The sequence below is a fragment of the Rhizobium tropici CIAT 899 genome (assembly GCF_000330885.1).
Lineage (GTDB): Bacteria > Pseudomonadota > Alphaproteobacteria > Rhizobiales > Rhizobiaceae > Rhizobium > Rhizobium tropici.
Genome location: NC_020059.1, coordinates 1,716,572 through 1,737,137, shown reverse-complemented (window position 1 = coordinate 1,737,137; position 20,566 = coordinate 1,716,572). Strand labels below are relative to the sequence as shown.

Here is a 20,566-nt window from a genome sequence, read left to right as displayed (position 1 = left end):
GCAATTAACCGGAATTCAGTTAATTGTGGCTATTTATTGAAGATGACGATCTCGTTCGCCTTGGAATAGGTCAACTGGTAGCGCGCATATTGATCGAGCATATCCTTATCCAGAGAGCCATCGCTCAACAGCGCAACCTCCTTTTCAAGGTGCTCGCGCCTGGCGACAAGATCAGCCAGCTCTTTTGCACGGTCGACGCGGCGCTGCTCGAAAACCTCAGTCGCCTTCAGGCCGTAATCGCCATGAATGCAATGATAACCGAAGTAGCTCACAAAAGCGATGGTGATGGCGGGAAGGATGAGACGGCCGAACCTTCTCTTCTTATGATACTTTGTCCACATACTCGCTCGTCACGCTCTAGCTTTACGCGATCTCCTCAAAGCCCATTCGGCCCAAACAAGATCATATGAAATCAAATACCTGGAGCCAAGATAACCGGCAGAGATTAACCGTCCGTTGACTCTAACTGCCAGGGTCAACAAAAAACCGCGCCCGAAGGCGCGGTTCGATCCAAGCGAACAATCTGGCCGCGGATCCAGATGGATCCGACCAATCAGATATCAGCCGCGCAGGATTGAGCGGCCGGCATATTTTGCCTGCGGGCCGAGCGCTTCCTCGATACGGATGAGCTGGTTGTACTTGGCAAGACGGTCCGAACGCGACAGCGAGCCGGTCTTGATCTGGCCGCAGTTGGTGGCGACAGCGAGATCGGCGATCGTGGAATCTTCCGTTTCGCCGGAGCGGTGCGACATGACGGCGGTGTAGTTCGCCTTGTGCGCAGTTTCCACGGCGTCGAGGGTCTCGGTCAGCGAGCCGATCTGGTTGACCTTGACGAGGATCGAGTTGGCAACGCCCATGCCGATGCCATCGCGCAGGCGGGCAGAGTTGGTGACGAACAGGTCGTCGCCGACGAGCTGCGTCTTCTTGCCGATGAGGTCGGTCAGCGTCTTCCAGCCTTCCCAATCGTCTTCAGCCATACCGTCTTCGATCGAAACGATCGGATACTTGGCTGCGAGTTCTGCGAGGTATTCAGCCATGGCGCCGGATTCCAGCGTGCGTCCTTCGCCTTCGAGAACGTACTTGCCATCCTTGAAGAATTCGGTCGAGGCGCAATCGAGACCGAGAGCGATTTCTTCGCCCGGCTTGTAGCCGGCCTTCTCGATCGACTTCATGATGAAGTCGAGAGCTGCCGGAGCGCTGGAAAGGCCCGGTGCGAAACCGCCTTCGTCACCAACGTTGGTGTTGTGGCCCTGCGATGCCAGTTCCTTCTTCAGAACGTGGAAGACTTCCGAACCCATGCGGACGGCTTCGCGGATCGAGTCAGCGCCGATCGGCAGGATCATGAATTCCTGGAAGTCGATCGGGTTGTCGGCGTGGGCGCCACCGTTGATGATGTTCATCATCGGAACCGGCAGCAGGCGGGCGTGAGCGCCGCCGACATAACGGTAGAGCGGCAGGTTGGCGCTTTGGGCAGCAGCCTTGGCAACGGCGAGCGAGACGCCGAGGATGGCGTTGGCACCGAGGCGCGACTTGTTCGGCGTGCCGTCGAGCTCGATCATGATGTTGTCGAGCTGGATCTGGTTTTCGGCATCCATGCCGCCGATCGCGTCGAAGATTTCCGAATTGACGGCTTCGACGGCCTTCTCGACACCCTTGCCATGGTAGCGCTTGCCGCCATCGCGAAGCTCGACGGCTTCATGTGCACCGGTCGACGCACCCGACGGAACCGCCGCGCGGCCCAAGCTGCCATCTTCGAGGTAGACATCGACTTCGACAGTCGGATTGCCACGGCTGTCGAGAATCTCGCGGGCGATAATGTCGGTGATTGCGGTCATGATAGCTCCCTGCTCGCTGGTTTATAAATCGATTTAAATCGTCTTAATCGAAGGCGCGGAAATTTCAATGGCGATCCGCGCCGCGATTTGGCACTCCTGCAGGCCCGTAACGCAAGTTCATGTCAGCCTGTTGAATGCCGGCTATGTTTCAGGCCTTGGCGATGGCGTCGAAGGCCAGCAGCTTCTCCAGAAGCCTCGGCATATCCTTCAGATAGACCATGTTCGGGCCGTCGGACGGTGCATTGTCCGGGTCCTCATGCGTCTCGACAAAAACGCCTGCGACACCGACGGCAACGGCGGCGCGCGCCAGCGTCTCGACGAACCGGCGATCGCCGCCGGTCGAACCGCCCTGCCCGCCCGGCTGCTGCACGGAATGCGTCGCGTCGAAGATGACGGGCGCGCCCATCGCCGCCATGATCGGCAGCGAGCGCATGTCGGAAACAAGGGTATTATAGCCAAAGGAGGCGCCGCGCTCGCAAAGAAGAATATTCGGATTGCCGCTTTCGTTCAGCTTGGCAAGCACGTTCTTCATATCCCATGGCGCCAGGAACTGGCCTTTCTTGACGTTGACCACGCGGCCGGTCTTGGCAGCGGCAACCAAAAGGTCTGTCTGGCGCGACAGGAAAGCCGGGATCTGCAGGATATCGACCGTCTTGGAAACGATGGCGCACTGCTCTTCCGTGTGGATGTCGGTCAGGACCGGGAAGCCATATTCCTTCTTCAGGTCTTCAAAGACTTCCAGCGCCTTTTCCAGCCCGATGCCGCGCTTGCCCAACAGCGATGTGCGGTTCGCCTTGTCGAAGGACGACTTGTAAACAAGGCCGATGCCGAGCTTGCCGCAGAGTTCCTTCAGCACGCCGGCAATCATAAAGGCATGATCGCGGCTTTCCATCTGACAGGGGCCGGCGATCAGGGACAGCTTTGCAGTATTGGAAAAAAGGACCTTGGAGGCACCCTCGCCGACGGTGACTTCGGAATTTGTGCTCATTTTATCTCCTCAAAGGCAAACAATGCGCCCTGACCGGGCGCCAACCTCGCCAATAGACGATTGTTCTTACGCGTATAGGTGACGCCGTTAGCAGTGAAATGCGACGATGTCACGGAAAGATCGCGTGTCTTGAAAAGGATTGCCCGCGCTCTGAGCCCCGGATCATTCGTGCGAACAGGCAGATCATAGAACACCTCCATTCCTTCCGGCGTCAAAATCTCCAGATCGGCGTTCGCCGCCTTGATGGTCAAACCGAAGGAATGCTCCGTTATTTGCGGGCTGCCGACAACGTCTTCGAAGAAGCGGCGATAGACGGCCGGTTGCAGCGCGCAAAGCGCTACCCGCGCAATGCCGGTCACGCAGTTCTCGTGACGCTCAAGCACGCTGCGATCAGCCGGCAGCGGATTGATGCGCTGACAGCAGAAGGCGAGAAAATCCGGCGCACGCAGATCAGCGGCAAAGGCGAGACGAAAGCCGGCCGTGGTTTCCGTTCCGTCCGGCATCTTCATCGGACGGGAGAAGTCCAGCATTCGCCCGGCGGAAATCGCCGCCTCGTTGAAGCGCTCGTCATCCGCCATCGCATCATCCGTGCCAAACACCACGGCCGAAAAACCATCTTCCCCCACCCGGAAACGATAAGCCTGATCGCGCGCGACGAAAACATTGCCATCCACGATGCTCTTCTCGCACTGCTCCGGAGATGCCACGCCCAAAGGCTCCAGATAGGTTTTATCGGCAAGAAAGACGCAGGCGTTCTGCGTGCCAAAGGGATGCAGCGCATCCGAAGCCACCGTGAAACCGAGCTTGCCGAGGCGTTCGCGCGCCAGAGCGATATCGACGGTTGGCAGCACGAGATGATCCAGCGGATGCGGTGACGAAATCATGGTTCCTCCTGTTTGCCTGTGGCAGCAGATTTGCGCCCATCCCCCGCGCAATTCAAGATAGGAGCATGGAACACTCAACGCATAGGGGCAGGACCGAAAGCAATCTCGCAAACGTGATTGCTGATTCTCACCCCCAGCGCGCGTGAGCAATGACGTCCAATATGGATCCGCTTCCTGAATACGTCGACCGAGCAGTAAAACCTGATAACGGAAATGGCGACATTTCCTATATTTTTCAAATAGTTGTAGCCTATATAGCGTCTCAACATCCTAAGCCGATCCATTCGCAAGTCGTAATTATTTAACTGACACTACAAGGCTTTACCGAAATTTAAGCACTTGCGGAACACATATGGAACATATAGTGTCCGTTCTGGATTTGTTTCACGGCTTTTCTTGATTCTGGGGTACCAAGACGATGTTGACGCGCAAGCAGCAGGAACTGCTTCTCTTCATTCACGAACGCATGAAGGAATCCGGTGTTCCGCCGTCCTTCGACGAGATGAAGGATGCACTGGATTTGGCATCCAAATCCGGTATCCATCGTCTGATCACGGCGCTGGAGGAGCGCGGCTTTATCCGCCGGCTGCCGAACAGGGCCAGGGCCCTTGAAGTCATCAAGCTCCCGGATGCCTATAATCCCAGCCTTCAGCCGCGTCGCGGCTTTTCACCGAGCGTCATCGAAGGCAGCCTCGGCAAGCCGCAGCCCGTTGCCCCGCCCGCTCCGTCGAAGGTGGCAAATGACGATCATAATGGCTCGGCGTCCGTGCCGGTGATGGGTCGCATCGCAGCCGGCGTTCCGATCTCGGCCATCCAGAACAATACGCACGACATTACCGTTCCCGCGGACATGCTCGGCTCCGGCGAACATTATGCGCTTGAAGTTCGAGGGGATTCGATGATCGACGCCGGAATTTTCGACGGCGATACGGTCATTATCCGCAATTCGACCACGGCCAATCCCGGCGATATCGTCGTTGCACTCGTCGACGATGAAGAAGCTACCTTGAAGCGCTTCCGTCGCAAGGGTGCCTCCATCGCGCTGGAAGCCGCGAACCCAGCCTATGAAACCCGCATCTTCGGGCCGGATCGCGTCAAGGTTCAGGGCAAGCTCGTTGGCCTTATTCGTCGCTATCACTGACCGGTGAATTGTCTAGGACTGGTGGTGCCTTTGCAATTGGCGCGTCGAATTTGCCGGTGCGCCAATCATAGGTTCGATGCCTGGTCCATGGGCGCTGCGGGTTGTTGAATGCGGCTGATGTAATGGGCTTGTCTGAGGTAAGCACCATTTCGATGGAGCCGGTTTTGCGCAATGTCGCGCCGGTTATGAGCGTTGCTCCGGAACGGCAATGGTCCAGCCGCAGCCGGATTGGCGTCACAACAATGCTCCCGGTGTCGCAAGCCGCGGGCAGATAGGCTGCGTTCTCGATGGTGACCAGTATGGCGCCGTTTTCGAGCACGGCCACACACCATGCTCCCTTTTGACAAGCAAAGCTGCCTTGCATGGTGCGGTCTAAAGCTTCTTCCATTGCGGTGCGGACCGCCTTCTGCTCTTCGTTGCTTAATCGCTTATGCCGATCCGTCTTACTGATCTGCGGAAGCCGGCTATCGGTCGGAAGCATGGTCGGCGGTTGATGTTCGGCCGCGACGAGCGCTTTCTGCCATTGCTCGAAGATGAAGGCCTGCGGTCTCTCGCGATTGGTGGCGAGGATATCGTCCTGGCGCAAGGCAACCAGAATGCCATCTTCCGAGATCATCAGATCCGGCTTCGGCACACCAGAGCCGAACGCGGCCACCCCGACAGATGACAGCAGCAGCAACAGGCCCAGATGGCGAAGCCGGGTCCGCAACATGCTCATGATCAGGAATCCGGCGATGAAAGTCGGCATCAGCCAGCCGGGTTGGCGGCCGAAGGTGATATCGCCTCCCCATCCCGCCACCGTTTTCGCGATGACGATCACAAGCTCCAGTCCCTCACCGGTGACTTTCCAGAATGGTCCATCGATTCCGAAAGGCATCAGCAGCATCGCCATCATGCCGAAGGGCATGACGATGAAAGAGACGACGGGCATGGCCGCAAGGTTGGCAGCAAGTCCATATGTCGCCAACCGGTGAAAATGCTCGATCGAGAAAATGGCTGTCGACGCACCGCCGATGAACGAGGTCGACATCACGCCTCCAAAGAAGCGTGTGACGAACAGTAGCGGACTTAACAGACGGATGCGCGGCAGGATGTTTTCGCGATGCCGCCGTCGCTTCCAGAGCGAATAGCCTGATACCAGCGCCAGCGTAGCGGCATAAGACATCTGGAAACTGGGACCGAGTACCTGCGACGGTGACAAGACTAGGATGACGATGGCTGAGAGCGCCACATTGCGCAAGCTGATGGATGGCCTGTCGAAAAGCACGGCCACCAGCATGATCGCCATCATGATGAAGGCGCGTTCGGCGGAGACGCCGAATCCGGAAATCAGGTAATAGGCAGTTACCGTTAGAAGCGCGCCGAAGGCTGCGAACTTCTTCGTCGGCCAGGCCTGCACGACACCGGGAAACAGGCTGAAGAAATAGCGCAGACCGACATAGAAGATGCCAGCCGACAGCGCCATGTTGAGACCGGAAATTGCAATGATGTGGGTCAGGCCGGCAATTCTCAGGGCTTCGGTCGTATCCTTCGAGATCGCACGTCTCTCATCGGTGACAAGCGCTGCTGCAAAGGCGCCGGTGTCGCCGGCCAAGGTTTGCCTGATGCGGTCGCCGATGCTGTTGCGCAGGCCAGCGAGCCAGATATCGGCCGCATCCAGTAACGAGCCGGCAGCATTGTCACCGGATGGTGATAATAATTCCGGCGTTCCGTAGGCAAAGCCATTCGCGCCGATGCCGTTGAAATAAGAGCTGAAGGCAAAATCGTTGAGACCCGTCAATGCCGGTCCGGCCGGAGGCGTCAGGCGCGCCCTGCCCCGGATCCGATCCCCCAGATCGAACGGTTCCGCCTGCTTGCGCACGAAGACCGTAACCCGCTGCGGCGCGCGGCGGATAGAGGGTTTTTCCGTTGCCTCGACGCGGACGACATAGCGCCAGCGCCCATTGTCATAGGATTCCCGTCGCTCAATCTGCCCGGTCACGGTGGTCGTCACGGCCGAGTCGAGCATGACGGTGGAAACCCGCCAACTTTCCCACTGGGCGAGCGCCATGCCCAGGCAGATGAGCATACCGGCGAAAAGTGTGTGATGAAACAGCCTGCCCGCATCGCGCTTTAGCAAAAAGCCCAAAGCAAACAGAACGAGGCCCGCGAGAAACGCCTGCGGGGGCGGATCGACTTGCGCCTCGAACCAGATAATCGCACCCAAACCCATATAGATCGGCGCGAAAAGAACAGCACGGCCATGGGCTGCCTCCTCCGCAATCAAGCCGAGGACAGCGGTTCTAAGGCGCTTCGGAACACGCAGGAAACGCGACGTCAGCGGCGCCTGATCCTGTGTTCGCTCCCATTGTCGCGCTTTGGCGCGAAGGGTAATTGCGGCGGAAATGGTACGAGGTTGCGGGGACGCGGTAACGTCCCTGCTCTCTTCCTGCTGGTCGGATGCCTCCAAATTAGGCACTCGCTGACTGCCCCCGCGCCAAATTACAGCTTCTGCGCGATTTGTGCCGTCACCACACAGTGAATTCAACTGAAATCGGCGGGAACAAAGCTCAATTGGACCGGTTTCCCGGCGTAGCATACGAAAGGACGCTTCTGCAGTGCCCAAAAGTTGATACTGCATTGCACAATTCGGCGTTAGGATAACTTGGCATTAGGCTCTGGATCATATAGCTAGTCGGTAGTCGCTTAACCTTTTGGCGCTTTTTATGGCGTCAATCCCGCCAAATCTTGGAGGATCAGCATGACGGAACAAAGCGCGAAACTAACTTGGGGTGAAAAGACGGTGGACCTGCCGGTCAAGACCGGAACCATCGGCCCGAGTGTCATTGATATTGGTGCCCTTTACAAGAACACCTCTACTTTCACTTACGATCCTGGTTTCACCTCCACCGCATCGTGCGAGTCGAGCATCACCTATATCGATGGCGACGAAGGCGTTCTGCTGCACCGCGGCTATCCGATCGATCAGCTGGCCGAACACGGCGATTTCCTCGAAGTTTGCTACCTCCTTCTCTACGGCGAACTGCCGACGGCAGCGCAGAAGAAGGACTTCGACTATCGCGTGACCCACCACACGATGGTGCATGAGCAGATGTCGCGCTTCTTCACCGGCTTCCGCCGCGACGCGCATCCGATGGCCGTCATGTGCGGCTGTGTCGGCGCGCTCTCCGCCTTCTATCACGACTCGACCGACATCACCGATCCGCACCAGCGCATGGTCGCAAGCCTGCGCATGATCGCCAAGATGCCGACGCTGGCCGCCATGGCCTATAAGTACCATATCGGCCAGCCCTTCGTTTATCCGAAGAACGACCTCGACTATGCGTCGAACTTCCTGCGCATGTGCTTTGCGGTTCCGTGCGAAGAATATGTCGTCAATCCGGTGCTTGCGCGCGCCATGGACCGCATCTTCATCCTGCATGCCGATCACGAGCAGAATGCTTCCACGTCGACGGTTCGCCTGGCTGGCTCTTCCGGTGCCAATCCGTTTGCCTGTATCGCAGCAGGCATCGCCTGCCTCTGGGGACCGGCTCACGGCGGCGCCAACGAAGCGGCCCTGAACATGCTGAACGAAATCGGCACGGTCGACCGCATTCCGGAATTCATCGCCCGCGCCAAGGACAAGAACGACCCGTTCCGCCTGATGGGCTTTGGCCACCGCGTCTACAAGAACTACGACCCGCGCGCCAAGATCATGCAGAAGACAGCGCACGAAGTTCTCGGCGAGCTCGGCATCAAGGACGATCCGTTGCTCGATATCGCGATCGAGCTGGAACGCATCGCTCTGACCGATGAATATTTCATCGAGAAGAAGCTGTACCCGAACGTCGATTTCTATTCCGGCATCACGCTGAAGGCTCTCGGCTTCCCCACGACCATGTTCACCGTTCTCTTTGCTCTTGCCCGCACAGTCGGCTGGATCGCTCAGTGGAACGAAATGATCGAGGATCCGCATCAGCGCATCGGCCGCCCGCGCCAGCTCTACACCGGTGCTCCGCTGCGCGAATATGTGCCTGTTTCCAAGCGCTAAGCTTCGGTATTGAAAGTCATGACCTCCACCAGAGGTGGAGGTTTGAAACGCTGCGCTTGAACCGCTAGAAGCGGTATTGTTAGCGCTTAGTAGCTACGATTGAAGAGGTCGGCAAAGTCGGAAGCTTTGTCGGCCTTTTCCTGATGACGGATATATTGTCTGACGACCTGCTCATTGTAGCCCGTCGTCGATACGAAATACCCGCGCGCCCAAAAGTGATAACCTTTGTAGCGGCGCTTGCGCGCATATTTGTTCGCTACGTAAAGGGCCGTCTTACCCTTCAAGAAGCCGACAATATGCGAAACCGAGTATTTCGGCGGGATCGATATCAACATATGCACATGGTCGGGCATCAGATGACCCTCCTCGATCTGGCAGCCTTTCTGCTGTGCCAGCCGACGTAAGAGTTCTCCCAACTCACGCCGCACGTCCCCGTAGAGTCTCTTCGTGCGGTATTTGCTGCCAAAAACAACGTGATACTTGCAGTCCCACGTCGCATGCGAGAGCGTTTGCTCATCCATATAACCTCCTTGTTCGAAGTCTGGGCCACGCCAGCGGTTCAAGCAGGAGGTCTCTTAACTACCGTGTAGAACTCGTCCAGTCCTCCACCGTAGGTGGAGGTTTATTTATGGATATAACAAAAAGACCGGTCAGAGATGACCGGTTTTTTTATGGGCTAGAACATCCAGAACAATCTGCGCCGCCTTATCGCCGGGCGGCTCCTGGGTCTGCATTCGCTCCCAAACGAGATTGTAACCGGCAAGCATCGCCGCACGCTCCGGCGTCTCGCTCGCCAGCCGCTCCATATAGCGGGCCAGCATGCCCGGTCGCAGAACATCATTGATGAGCTCCGGCAGTACAGCATAGTCGGCGATGAGGTTCGGCAAGGCGGCCGTCCAGATCTTGATCCGCGACAGCACGAATTTCGCCAGCCATTCGGTCTTATAGGTCGAAACCACCGGAACCCCGGCTAGGCCCAGCTCCAGGATCACGGTTCCGGAGGCGGCCATGGCAGCATCGGCCTCAGCAAAGGCGCTCCACTTGGCATCCTGCCCGACAAATATATCCGGCTTGACCTGCCAATTTTCCGTCAGCGAGCGAACCAGCGCCTCCTGTTTCGGCACTGTCGGCAGCAGAAAACGAAGATTGTTATTTCTCCGGCTAAGTTCTTCGATAGCCTGCTCAAAAACCGGGAGTAGCTGCCGAATCTCCGATGCACGCGATCCGGGCAGAAGCAAGATCGTCTTTTGTGCATCTGGGCCTGCCAGACCGCGCAAGGCGCGCTGACGGCGAGTGTCCAGCAGATTAGCATCGACCGTCAGGCGGTGGCCGACATAGGTGGTTGCTGGGCCGCCCAGGCGCTCCATGGCAGCAGGCTCGAACGGCAATACGGCCAACACATGGTCGACGTAAGCGAGCATCTTCTGCGCGCGATATTCCTTCCACGCCCAAACGCTGGGGCAGACGTAATCGATGATTGGCAGGTCGGGCAGCGCCTTGCGCACACGCTTGGCAACGCGATGGGTGAAATCGGGGCTATCGATGATCAGAAGCACATCGGGCTTTGCGACAATGATCGCATCTGCCGTCTGCCGGATGCGGGCCAGTAGCTTTGGCAGCCGCTTGATGACCTGAATGAAGCCCATGATCGAGAGCTCGGAGTAATCGAAGAGCGAGCGCAGACCTTGTGCCTCCAACGCCTCGCCACCGACGCCCACCAGCTCGATCGCACCACCGTGACTCCGCTTCAAGGCTGCGATGAGATCGCCGCCCAAGAGATCGCCGGAGACTTCTCCGGCAACGACGGCAAGCTTCAAAGGCGCCGCGCTCACATGAAGCCCTCGGCGCTCAGGCCACGGTCGATGCCGCAGACGAAAATGCCGGCCTCGTCGGCAGCGGCAATTACCGCTTGCCGGTCGAGGATCAGCGCTCTGCCGGCTTCGACGGCGACGCCGGCCAGTCCAGCCTTCTTGGCGTTCGATACCGTAGACACGCCGATCGACGGTAGATCAGCGCGGATATCCTGCTGCGGCTTGCAGAGTTTGACGAGAACGCCACGGCGGCGCGTCGAGATGCGTCCGGCCGCACGCAGTTCGGCAACTCGCTCGATCATCTTGTCAGTACCCTCGGCGCCCTCAAGCGCGACAACGCGGCCGCCGACGCTGACGGCACCCTGTCCGACATCCAAAAGCCCCAGCGCATCGGCGGCCCTTGCGCCCTGGGCAATATCGCGCAGATCCTCTTTCGCCGGCGAGATTTTTCCAAGCGGCCCCGTCGCCGCCAAAAGATCCGGCGCAATTTCATGCGCACCCACGACGCGAACGCCACCGGCCTCGATCAGACGTATGACCATCTGCAGAACGGCGTTGTCCCCTCCCGAAAGAAGAGTGCGGATGGTGGAGGGTAATTCCTTGATGACACGCCAAGTCGGATGCACCTGACGCCACGAAGGACGTCGTGCAACACCGCCCGACATGACAACACGATCGACACCGTGTCGGCGGAACATTGCCTCGAGACCGGCAAAATTGCCGACGCCAAGATTGGCATGATCGAAGGCAGACCAGTCGCGGTCCGCTTCGTCAGTCAAAGCAATAATGACAGGATTCTCTCCGGCTTGGCGGGCGGCATCGGCGACGTAAACCGGCAAAAGCCCACTGCCGGCGATGATCGCCAGTCTGCCCTTGCCGTTTTCGCTGGCCGAAACCACCCTCAGCTCTTGCCGCGATTCGGCGATGAAAGCGCGCGGTCGCTTTCGGCAGCAATGAAATCGAGAATTTCCATCACTTCCTTGCAATCGGCATATTCCTCGCGGATAGCCGCTGCATTGTCGCGAATGGATCCTTCACCTTCGAAGATGCTCTTGTAGGCGCGGCGAACGCGGTGAATGACGGCGCGATCTATCCCCGCGCGGCTCATCCCGACGACATTCAATCCTGATAACACGCCGGGATTGCCGTTCAACATGCCGTAAGGGATAACATCGTAGCTGGCTGCCGTAAGCCCTCCAATGAAGGCCTGCCTGCCGATACGGGTGAACTGGTGCACAGCGCAGCCGCCGCCAAGAATAGCGCGGTCCTCAATGGTCACATGCCCGGCCAGCATGACGTTATTCGACATGATGACATTGTTGCCGACGCGGCAATCATGTGCGACGTGCGAATTGGCGAGGAAGAGATTGTTGTTGCCGACGATCGTTCTGCCGCCGTAATCGGCCGTGCCGGTGTTGATCGTGACGCCCTCGCGGATCGTGCAATTCTCGCCGACATCAAGCGTCGTCTCTTCGCCGTGATGGTGAACGCTCTGCGGATCACCGCCGACGACAGCCATCGGAAAGATCTTCGTTCCCTTCCCGATCGTCGTGCGGCCGGTCACGACTGCATTATTGAGCAACTGAATATCGTCGTGCAGAACAACCTTGGGACCGACGTAGCAGAGCGGGCCAACAACAACATTCTCGCCGACGACTGCGCCGTCCTCGACAACCGCCAGCTTATGAATGCGGGCGCTCTTTGCGATGCTGCTCATGCCTGTTCCTGATCCTTCCGTACGATCATCGCGCCGATATCAGCCTCGGCCACCAGAGAACCGTCAACCTTGGCATCGCAATGGAACTTCCAGATCGTGCCACGCTGCTTCTGCTTGACGACGTGGAACTCGACGCGGTCGCCCGGAACGACCGGCCTGCGGAAGCGGGCGTTGTCGATCGTCATGAAGTAGACGAGGTTGCCGCCGATGCCATCCTTGCGGGCGCAGATCGCACCCGCAGTCTGCGCCATACCCTCGATGAGCAACACGCCCGGCATGATCGGCGATTCCGGAAAATGTCCGGTGAATTGCGGCTCGTTCGCCGTCACATTCTTGATGCCGATCGCGGAGTTATCGCTATCGATCTCAATGATCTTGTCGACCATCAAGAAGGGATAGCGATGCGGCAAAAGCTTCATAATTTCCAGAACGTCAGCCGATGATAACGACGCCTTGGCTTCCTCAGTCATGCTCCGCACTCCCGTCTTTCTTGTCTCTGGCTCCTGACCGCTTTGCGATCTCCGCCGATTCCCTTAGAAAATCCCATAGCGGCCGCGCCGGGAGGCCCGCATAGCGCTCGCCCGCCGGGATGCTGTTCATCACACCGCTCTTGGCGCCGATCTGCGCGCCGTCGCCGATGTGGATATGTCCGTTGAGGCCAGCCTGCCCGCCGATCTGCACGCCATCGCCGATCACCGTACTTCCGGCAATACCGACCTGGCTGACGATAGCACAGTGACGACCGATGCGGACGTTATGTCCGATCTGGACCTGATTGTCGATCTTCGTGCCTTCGCCGATCACGGTATCATCCATGGTGCCGCGATCGATCGTGGTATTGGCGCCGATCTCGACATTATCCTGGATAATGACGCGGCCGATCTGCACGATCTTAACCATGCCACGCGGTCCCGGCGCATAGCCAAAACCGTCCTGACCGATGCGCGTGCCATTGTGGATGATGACGCCGTTACCGAGATAGGCGCAGAGCACGCTCGCGCCGCCGCCGATGCTGCAATTGCGCCCGATTTTGACACCCGGCCCGATGAGGGCGTTAGGGCCGATATAGGTCCCCTCGCCGATCTCTGCACCCGGGCCAATAATTGCACCCGGCTCGATGCCGACATTGGCCTCCAGCTTAGCGGTCGCATCGATCGTCGCGGCGGGCGAAATCGTCGCCGGATTCGCGGTAAACGTAACGGGCCGCATGGCTTGCGGATGCAGCAATGCACCGGCAATGGCAAAATCCGTATGCGGCTTCTTCGACAGAAGTACCGGGATGTGATCGGGGACGAAAGATTTCAACGCCGGAAGGCAAATGATCGCCGAAGCCTTGCAGGTCTCCAGCTCAGCACGATTCTTTCGGGAAAGGATATAACAAATATCACCTTCGCCTGCCCGATAGACGGGAGCGATAGATCTGATGACGACCTCCGAAGAGGTTGCATCAGCCAGTTCCGCCCCAAGATGCTCAGCCAGCTGTTTCAAGCTGACGCCACCATGGGGCGGGAAAAAACCAGTATGTTCCATAAGCACCAGCTCCAGAACGGTGTTCAAGCCCGCAGTTCTGGACTGCCGATATCAGAACTGGTTGGCGATGCCAAACCGGAAATTCTCAGTCTTGTCGTAATCTTCCTTCAAGACCGGCACCGCATAGTCAACGCGGATGACACCGAACGGCGACGACCAGATCAGACCGGCACCGAGCGATGCGCGGATCGAGTTGTCATTGTGAAGCGTATCGCCGAAGAGATTCGCCTTGTTGCCGTAGAGCGTGCCTGCGTCGGCGAAGGCTGCGATACGCAGACCGATATCCTGAGGAACACCCGGCATTGGCATGCTCGCTTCAGCCGAAGCTGTGAAGTAAGTCGTGCCACCAAGCGGATCGCCATGCGACGAACGCGGACCGATACCGGCATTCTCGAAGCCGCGGATTTCACGGCCGCCGAGCGTGAACTGATCGAAGACGTTCAGCTTGCCATTCGTCGGCATCACGTAGCCGGCACCCACCGTCAGCGAGCCGATGATATCGGCTTCGTCGCTGATCATCTGGTAGTAACGAGCCTTACCGCTCAGCTTGTAGAAGTCGGAGTCGCCGCCGAGACCCGCAAATTCATGCGTGAACTTGGCGATGATGCCCTCACGCGGAAGGTTCTGATCATCAAGCGTATTGTAGGTGAAGGTCTGCGAAACCGTCGACTGCACCCACGGGCCATTCTCGACGAGGTTGAGATACGGAGCCGAAAGATTGTTCTGCCAATCGTTCGTGCCGTCGTAGGTCAGGCGCTTGTAGTTGTAGCGCAGGGTCGTTGCCAGGTTCTCGGTGATCGGCGCGGTGACGCGCAGCGAGAAGCCTTCTTCCGAATAATCGTAGTAATCGTCGCTCGACGTCTGGTTCTTGAAGATATCGAAACCGGCAGCCAGACGATAACCGAGGAAATAAGGCTCGGTGAACGAGATGTTGTAGGTACGATTGCCTTCCGTGCCGGCACCTGCGGCGAGACGGATGTACTGACCGCGACCGAGGAAGTTCTTTTCTTCGACCGAGGCTTCGAGAAGCAGGCCGCCATTGTTGCCGACAGCGTAACCGGCGCCGATACCGAAGGAGCCGGTCGGCTGATCTTCGACATTGACGATAACGACCACGCGGTCCGGAGCGCTGCCCTGAGCCGTCGAGATATCGACCTTGGTAAAGTAGCCGAGCGCATCAAGACGACGCTTGGCGCGCGTGATCATTTCCTGGTTGAAAGCATCGCCTTCGTTCAGGTCGAACTCGCGGCGGATGACGTAATCGCGCGTGCGGGTATTGCCGCGGATTTCGATACGCTCGACATAGGCGCGCTCGCCCTGGTCGACGAGATATTCGATGCCGATGGTATGACCAGACAGATCACGGTTGCCGCGCGGAGTAATGCGGGCGAACGGATAGCCGGCAGCCGCGACGCGCTTGGAAATGTTCTCGATCGAAGTCTGAATATCCTTGGCGCTGTAGACATCGCCCTTGTGGGTGATGACAAGGCCCTTCAACTCGTCGGCATTTATGCCCTCGACGGTCGAGACGACGTTGATGTCGGCGTAGGTGTAGCGCGGACCTTCATCGACGTTGAAGTTCAGCGTGTATTCGTTGTTCTGCTCATTCAGCGTCGCATCGGCACTGACGACGCGGAAGTCGGCATAACCGTGATTGTAGTAGAACTGACGCAGCTGATCCTGATCGCCCTGCAGGCGCTCGGGGCTGTAGACGTCCTTACGCGTCAGGAACGATAGGAAGTTGCTCTTCTTCGTGCCGATGACCGAAGCAAGGCGACCGCTGCCATAGGCCTGGTTGCCCGAGAAATTGATCTTGTCGATCTTGGTACGCTCGCCTTCGTTGATGACGAAGGCCACGTTCAGACGGCCCGGCGCGACCTCGGCGGTCTGCGTCGTCACCTGCACATCGTTACGACCGATGGATGCATAGGCATCCTTGATGGTCTTGACGTCAGCCTGAACGGTCGCCTCGTTATACGGGCCTGCAGCGTGCGTCTGCACGACGCCCTGAAGCTTGTCGTCCTTGATCTTGCGGTTGCCGTTGAAGACCACAGCGTTGATGAGCTTGTTTTCGCTGACCGATACGACCAGCGTGCTACCCGAAACGGTAATGTGGACATCGGAGAAATATCCGGTGGCATAGAGCTGCTTCACCGAAGCATCAATGTCACTGGCGGAGAAGCTCTTGCCGGGCTTGATCGTGATATTATCCCGGACGGCCGTCTCGCCGACGCGCCCAGCACCGCGAACGTCGACCCGCTGAATAACAGCTGCTTCAGCGACAGAAGCAGAGGCAAGGGTGATCACACCAGCGCCCGACGCAACAACACCTGCAGACAGCGCTACCGCCGACACTGCGTTCAAAAATTTTGAACCAGCCTTCATTTCACTTCTTACCTTTTTTCAATCGTCCCCAGCCTCGAGCGAACCCGATTCCGGCCACGTGTGTCGTTTTACCCGCTTTTGACATACAAGCAAGGGAGCACGTTAATTTCTGTTTACTTCATTTCAAAGCGTGGCCCATTCGCCACTACGGCTTTGAAACATCGTAAATAAATCGTAATTTTCCTCTCGTCGCCCCACTAGCCTATTCTGGAACTAATATCGTTCCAGGTCGCAAACACCATGAGCGAGAGCACCATCGCAAATCCAATCCGGAAAGCGATATCCTGCGCCCGTGCACCCAGAGGTTTTCCCCTTACAGCTTCAATCGCATAGAACATCAGATGGCCGCCATCAAGTACCGGGACCGGCATCAAATTTAATAACCCTATTGAAACAGAAAGTATGGCGGCGAATTGGAGCACCGCAGCAAAACCCAGGGTTGCCATCTGCCCCGAAAGTTGCGCAACCCGAATAGGTCCTCCGAGCTGATCGGCCTTCATGTATCCGCCGATGACGTTGCCGAGATATTCAAAGGTGCCGGAAACGATGCTGCCGGTCTGTTTCACCCCTTCGGAAAGCGCCCGCAGCGGCCCATAAGCCTCGTAACGCAGCCTGATCGGCTTCTGTCCGTCGCCGATCCCGATCGTGGCAATCTCCGTCCGAGCGCCGAAGACATCGGTCTCCTCCGACTTTTTCGGCGTCACGGCCACTTCGCGTGTCTGGCCCTTGCGTTCCACCGAGAGCGTGATGGGTTTGTCGGCATGAGCTGCAGCATAACGCTGGACCTCGCCGATGGAGCCGATTGCTCGTCCATCCACAGAAAGAATGCGGTCACCGAGCTCCAAACCTGCCGCCTGGGCCGGGCTGTCAGCACCGATCGACGCAATCAGCGGATCGATCGGCGCGATGCCGATGCTGCCGACATCCTTCTTGTCGCCGGATGCATCCGTATCCGGCAATGTTTCGGGCGTCATCGTGAAATCGCGGATCACGCCATTACGCTGAACGGTCAGCACGATGCTCTTGCCAGGGTGCTCGGCGATGTAGCGGCCGATATCGTAATAGGTGGCAGCATTATTGCCATCAACGGCAATCAGGCGATCTCCCGCCTGCACGCCGGCCTTTGCCGCCGGTCCGGCCGGTTCCACCGCAGTGACGACCGGATCGACCAGCGCAATTCCGATGCGACCCATTTCCATCTTGTTGCCGAACTGATCCGTGTCCTCCACCAGCTTCGGCACGATTCGGAAATCGAGATTCTGACCGTCGCGGTCGACGGTCAGTACGATAGTACGGCCCGGGCGCAGGCCGACATAACGCTGCACTTCATCGAAAGTCGTCACTTTGTTGCCATCGACAGCGATCAGGCGGTCGCCTGGTTCGATGCCAGCCTCCGCGGCCGCGCCGTCACGCGTCACCATGGCAACGACAGGATCGGCGACCGTGCGGCCATAAACGCTAAAAAGAACGGCAAAGATCACAATTGCGAGCAGGAAATTGGCAATCGGGCCTGCTGCCACGGTTGCAGCCCGCTTCCAGAGCTTGGCGCCGGCGAAGGATTGGGCGCGCTCCTCCTCCGTCATCGCCGAGAGCTGATCCACATCGGTCTTGCTGGAGGCATCCTCATCACCGAAGAATCGCACATAACCGCCGAGCGGAATGAGGGAAAGCTTCCAACGGGTGCCGTGCCTGTCGGTAAATCCGGCAATCTCCGGCCCGAAGCCGATCGAAAAAGCCATGATGCGGATGCCAGACCAGCGTCCCACCAGATAGTGGCCCATTTCGTGCACGAAAACGAGCAGCGACAGCACAAAAACAAACGTAATGACGTTGTTCGTCAAGAAACCGATGAAGCCAGCCGCGCTACCCATGCAACGATCCTGTTCGTGTTAGAGTGGTTCAAGCTTTCACGGAAGCTCCGAACTACTCCATCTTTCTGTTTTCTCGCAACTCCAGACGGAAAACCGCTGCGCGATTTTCCTGGAATTGCTCTGGTATCAGACCCCGAGCAGAACGCCGCCCAATGAAAAGGTCTCGCCGCCCATTGTCAGCGATATTACGATAGCCAACAAAAACGCTGCAAAACAAGCAAAAATTAGTCCATCGACCCGATCCATGACGCCGCCATGTCCGGGAATCAGATGGCTGGAGTCTTTCACGCCAAACTTGCGCTTGATGAATGACTCGAATAGGTCGCCGATCTGGCTACAGACCGAAAGCACCAGGGCAAGGACGGGAATCCACAGGTCTTCAGCTGAAAAGAAGCTCCAGACGACAGCGGCTCCCGCAACGACGGCTGCGACGGCGCCGCCGATTGCGCCCGACCATGTTTTACCCGGCGATATGCGTGGCGCCAGCTTCGGGCCGCCGATAGCGCGGCCGACGAAATAGGCAAAGATATCGGTCGCCCATACCACGGCAAAGATGAACAGCATCAGCACGAAGCCGCGAAAATCGTCATCGCGAATCTCGGCAAGGGCAATCGCCGTCAGTCCGGAATAGAATATGCCGCCCGGCAGCCACCAGCTCTTGCCGCGCGCGGCGACCATGATCGCCGTGACAGCGACGAAGGCAGCAAGAACCTCTATAGAATAGACGGATTCACTCAACGCGGTCGCACCGGCGATCAATACGAGCCCAAGCCAGCCGAGCGCGTTTCCCTGAGGATCGCGGCCATGCAGATCCGATATCGTCGACCATTCATAATAGACGAGCAGCCCGATCACGGCGGCCAGCAGGCGAAAGCCTGTGCCGCCATACCAGGTAGCTGCAAGAACGACGACGGCGAGAATAATGCCAGAGATAATGCGCAGCCTGAGTTCGCGGCTCATCAGGACCCCACGGCCGCCGCTTGCTTGGCGGAAAGGCCGCCAAAACGCCGGTCGCGCGCAGCATATTTCTCCAGCGCCGAGAAGAAGAGCTCGCGGCTGAAATCGGGCCAATAGTCCGGCACGAACATGAATTCCGAATAAGCGGCTTGCCAGAGCAGGAAATTCGAGAGCCGCTCCTCGCCGCTCGTGCGGATTATGAGATCCGGATCGGGAATACCGGCCGTGTCGAGACGGGCATCGACCAGGTCCGCAGTGATGTCCTGCGGGCGCAGCCTTCCGGCTTCGACATCCCTGGCAAGACTTACGAAGGCACGCGTGATTTCGTCGCGCGAGCCATAGTTGAAGGCAATGACCAGCGTCAGGGCCGTATTGTTCCTGGTGGTCTCCTCCGCCTCGAGCAGCAGGGGCAGGATATCGCCACGCAGACCGGTACGATCGCCGATGACGCGGATACGTACGTTCTGGCGATGAAGTTCGGCAAGGTCTCGACGGATGAAGGCCTTGAGAAGTCCGAGGAGATCGCTCACCTCCGCCTCGGGCCTGCGCCAATTCTCCGAAGAGAAGGCAAACAGCGTGAGATATTTTATGCCGATGTCGCCCGCCGCCCGCACCGTCTCCCGAACCGCCTCCACGCCCTTGCGATGACCCATGGTGCGCGGCAGGCCGCGCGCATTGGCCCAGCGACCGTTGCCATCCATAATAATGGCAACGTGTTCAGGTACGGCAGACAACGTAGGAGCTGACATATGGGTCCGGTTTCGTTCAGCGGAAAGATGCTATGGTCTGGTAATCTAGGGCGCGGTCGCGGCTTTCAATATTGCGAAAAGCTCGACACTCCCCAGCGTACGATCAGACGTGCATGATTTCCTTTTCCTTGTCCGCTAGCAAGCGGTCGATTTCCGAAATCGTCTCATCCGTCATTTTCTGCACACGTTCGGAGAGCGAGCGGCTCTCGTCCTGACCGATTACGCCGTCTTTTTCGGCCTTTTTGAGGCCATCCATGCCATCGCGACGCACGTGGCGAATCGCTACCTTCGCCTTTTCGGCATATTCGTGGGCGACCTTCACCAGCGAACGCCGCCGCTCTTCGTTGAGTTCCGGCAACGGGATGCGCAGGTTCTGGCCATCGACGATCGGATTGAGGCCGAGATTGGATTCGCGGATGGCTCGCTCGGCGGCGCTGACCATCGACTTGTCCCATACCGACACGGTCAGCATGCGCGGCTCCGGCACGGTGATGTTGGCCACCTGGTTCAGCGGCATGCGCGAGCCATAAGCTTCGATCGTCACGGGATCGAGAATGTTGGCGGATGCACGCCCGGTGCGCAGTGAGGCGATATCGCTCTTGAATGCCGCAATGGCGCCATCCATACGGCGCTTCAGTTCCTTGAGATCGCTGGCTTCACTCATGTCT

18 protein-coding genes are annotated in these 20,566 nt (G+C 58.2%); 2 read left to right on the top strand and 16 right to left on the bottom strand.

The features are described 5' to 3' along the window. Positions 1–29: 29 nt before the first annotated feature. From RTCIAT899_RS08505 to RTCIAT899_RS08490, 4 genes are all read right to left on the bottom strand, one after another. Positions 30–341, bottom strand: coding sequence for an FtsB family cell division protein (locus RTCIAT899_RS08505; RefSeq protein WP_015339812.1), 312 nt, complete (start codon positions 339–341; stop codon positions 30–32). 219 nt (positions 342–560) lie between these two features. Continuing rightward, entirely contained in the window at positions 561–1,835 is a 1,275-nt protein-coding gene (gene eno / locus RTCIAT899_RS08500) for a phosphopyruvate hydratase (protein WP_015339811.1), read from the bottom strand. Between the two features lie 148 nt (positions 1,836–1,983). Next, the gene (gene kdsA / locus RTCIAT899_RS08495; RefSeq protein ID WP_015339810.1) at positions 1,984–2,823 is read right to left on the bottom strand and encodes a 3-deoxy-8-phosphooctulonate synthase; all 840 of its coding nucleotides are present in this window, start codon (positions 2,821–2,823) and stop codon (positions 1,984–1,986) included. Continuing rightward, positions 2,820–3,707: a VOC family protein gene (locus RTCIAT899_RS08490; RefSeq protein ID WP_015339809.1), complete on the bottom strand. Its 888-nt coding sequence runs from the start codon at positions 3,705–3,707 to the stop codon at positions 2,820–2,822. The genes kdsA and RTCIAT899_RS08490 overlap by 4 nt, the downstream gene beginning before the upstream one ends. 418 nt (positions 3,708–4,125) lie before the next feature. On the opposite strand from RTCIAT899_RS08490, the gene lexA reads away from it, so the two are divergent. After that, positions 4,126–4,848: a transcriptional repressor LexA gene (lexA, locus tag RTCIAT899_RS08485; RefSeq protein WP_015339808.1), complete on the top strand. Its 723-nt coding sequence runs from the start codon at positions 4,126–4,128 to the stop codon at positions 4,846–4,848. Here lexA and RTCIAT899_RS08480 read toward each other — a convergent pair. After that, entirely contained in the window at positions 4,829–7,297 is a 2,469-nt protein-coding gene (locus tag RTCIAT899_RS08480) for a ComEC/Rec2 family competence protein (RefSeq protein WP_015339807.1), read from the bottom strand. The two genes, lexA and RTCIAT899_RS08480, sit on opposite strands and share 20 nt — an antisense overlap. A 291-nt stretch (positions 7,298–7,588) precedes the next feature. Here RTCIAT899_RS08480 and gltA point away from each other — a divergent pair, with 291 nt between their 5' ends. Beyond that, a complete protein-coding gene (gene gltA / locus RTCIAT899_RS08475; protein WP_015339806.1) occupies positions 7,589–8,878 on the top strand; it encodes a citrate synthase in 1,290 nt (429 codons plus the stop codon). A gap of 86 nt (positions 8,879–8,964) precedes the next feature. Here gltA and tnpA read toward each other — a convergent pair whose 3' ends face one another. The 11 genes from tnpA to frr all read right to left on the bottom strand — a co-directional run bounded on the left by tnpA (position 8,965) and on the right by frr (position 20,562). After that, positions 8,965–9,399, bottom strand: a complete 435-nt coding sequence (tnpA, locus tag RTCIAT899_RS08470; protein WP_015339464.1) for an IS200/IS605 family transposase — start codon at positions 9,397–9,399, stop codon at positions 8,965–8,967. 129 nt (positions 9,400–9,528) lie between these two features. After that, positions 9,529–10,710, bottom strand: a complete 1,182-nt coding sequence (gene lpxB / locus RTCIAT899_RS08465; protein ID WP_041677412.1) for a lipid-A-disaccharide synthase — start codon at positions 10,708–10,710, stop codon at positions 9,529–9,531. Continuing rightward, positions 10,707–11,588: an LpxI family protein gene (locus RTCIAT899_RS08460; protein ID WP_015339804.1), complete on the bottom strand. Its 882-nt coding sequence runs from the start codon at positions 11,586–11,588 to the stop codon at positions 10,707–10,709. The genes lpxB and RTCIAT899_RS08460 overlap by 4 nt, the downstream gene beginning before the upstream one ends. 2 nt (positions 11,589–11,590) lie before the next feature. Continuing rightward, positions 11,591–12,406: an acyl-ACP--UDP-N-acetylglucosamine O-acyltransferase gene (lpxA, locus tag RTCIAT899_RS08455; protein ID WP_015339803.1), complete on the bottom strand. Its 816-nt coding sequence runs from the start codon at positions 12,404–12,406 to the stop codon at positions 11,591–11,593. Further along, positions 12,403–12,876: a 3-hydroxyacyl-ACP dehydratase FabZ gene (gene fabZ / locus RTCIAT899_RS08450; RefSeq protein ID WP_041677401.1), complete on the bottom strand. Its 474-nt coding sequence runs from the start codon at positions 12,874–12,876 to the stop codon at positions 12,403–12,405. Before fabZ ends, lpxA begins: the two co-directional genes overlap by 4 nt. After that, a complete protein-coding gene (lpxD, locus tag RTCIAT899_RS08445; RefSeq protein WP_015339801.1) occupies positions 12,869–13,936 on the bottom strand; it encodes a UDP-3-O-(3-hydroxymyristoyl)glucosamine N-acyltransferase in 1,068 nt (355 codons plus the stop codon). Before lpxD ends, fabZ begins: the two co-directional genes overlap by 8 nt. A 51-nt stretch (positions 13,937–13,987) precedes the next feature. Next, positions 13,988–16,321 (bottom strand): outer membrane protein assembly factor BamA, encoded by a 2,334-nt coding sequence (gene bamA / locus RTCIAT899_RS08440; protein WP_015339800.1) that lies wholly within the window; start codon positions 16,319–16,321, stop codon positions 13,988–13,990. A 197-nt stretch (positions 16,322–16,518) separates the two neighbouring features. Continuing rightward, positions 16,519–18,192 carry an RIP metalloprotease RseP gene (rseP, locus tag RTCIAT899_RS08435; protein WP_015339799.1) on the bottom strand — a complete coding sequence of 558 codons (1,674 nt, stop codon included), beginning with the start codon at positions 18,190–18,192 and terminating at the stop codon, positions 16,519–16,521. Positions 18,193–18,318: 126 nt separating this feature from the next. After that, positions 18,319–19,152, bottom strand: a complete 834-nt coding sequence (locus RTCIAT899_RS08430) for a phosphatidate cytidylyltransferase (protein ID WP_015339798.1) — start codon at positions 19,150–19,152, stop codon at positions 18,319–18,321. After that, positions 19,152–19,898, bottom strand: coding sequence for an isoprenyl transferase (locus RTCIAT899_RS08425; RefSeq protein WP_015339797.1), 747 nt, complete (start codon positions 19,896–19,898; stop codon positions 19,152–19,154). Before RTCIAT899_RS08425 ends, RTCIAT899_RS08430 begins: the two co-directional genes overlap by 1 nt. Before the next feature lie 103 nt (positions 19,899–20,001). Further along, on the bottom strand, positions 20,002–20,562 hold the full coding sequence (frr, locus tag RTCIAT899_RS08420; protein ID WP_015339796.1) for a ribosome recycling factor: 561 nt from the start codon (positions 20,560–20,562) through the stop codon (positions 20,002–20,004). Positions 20,563–20,566: the final 4 nt, after the last annotated feature.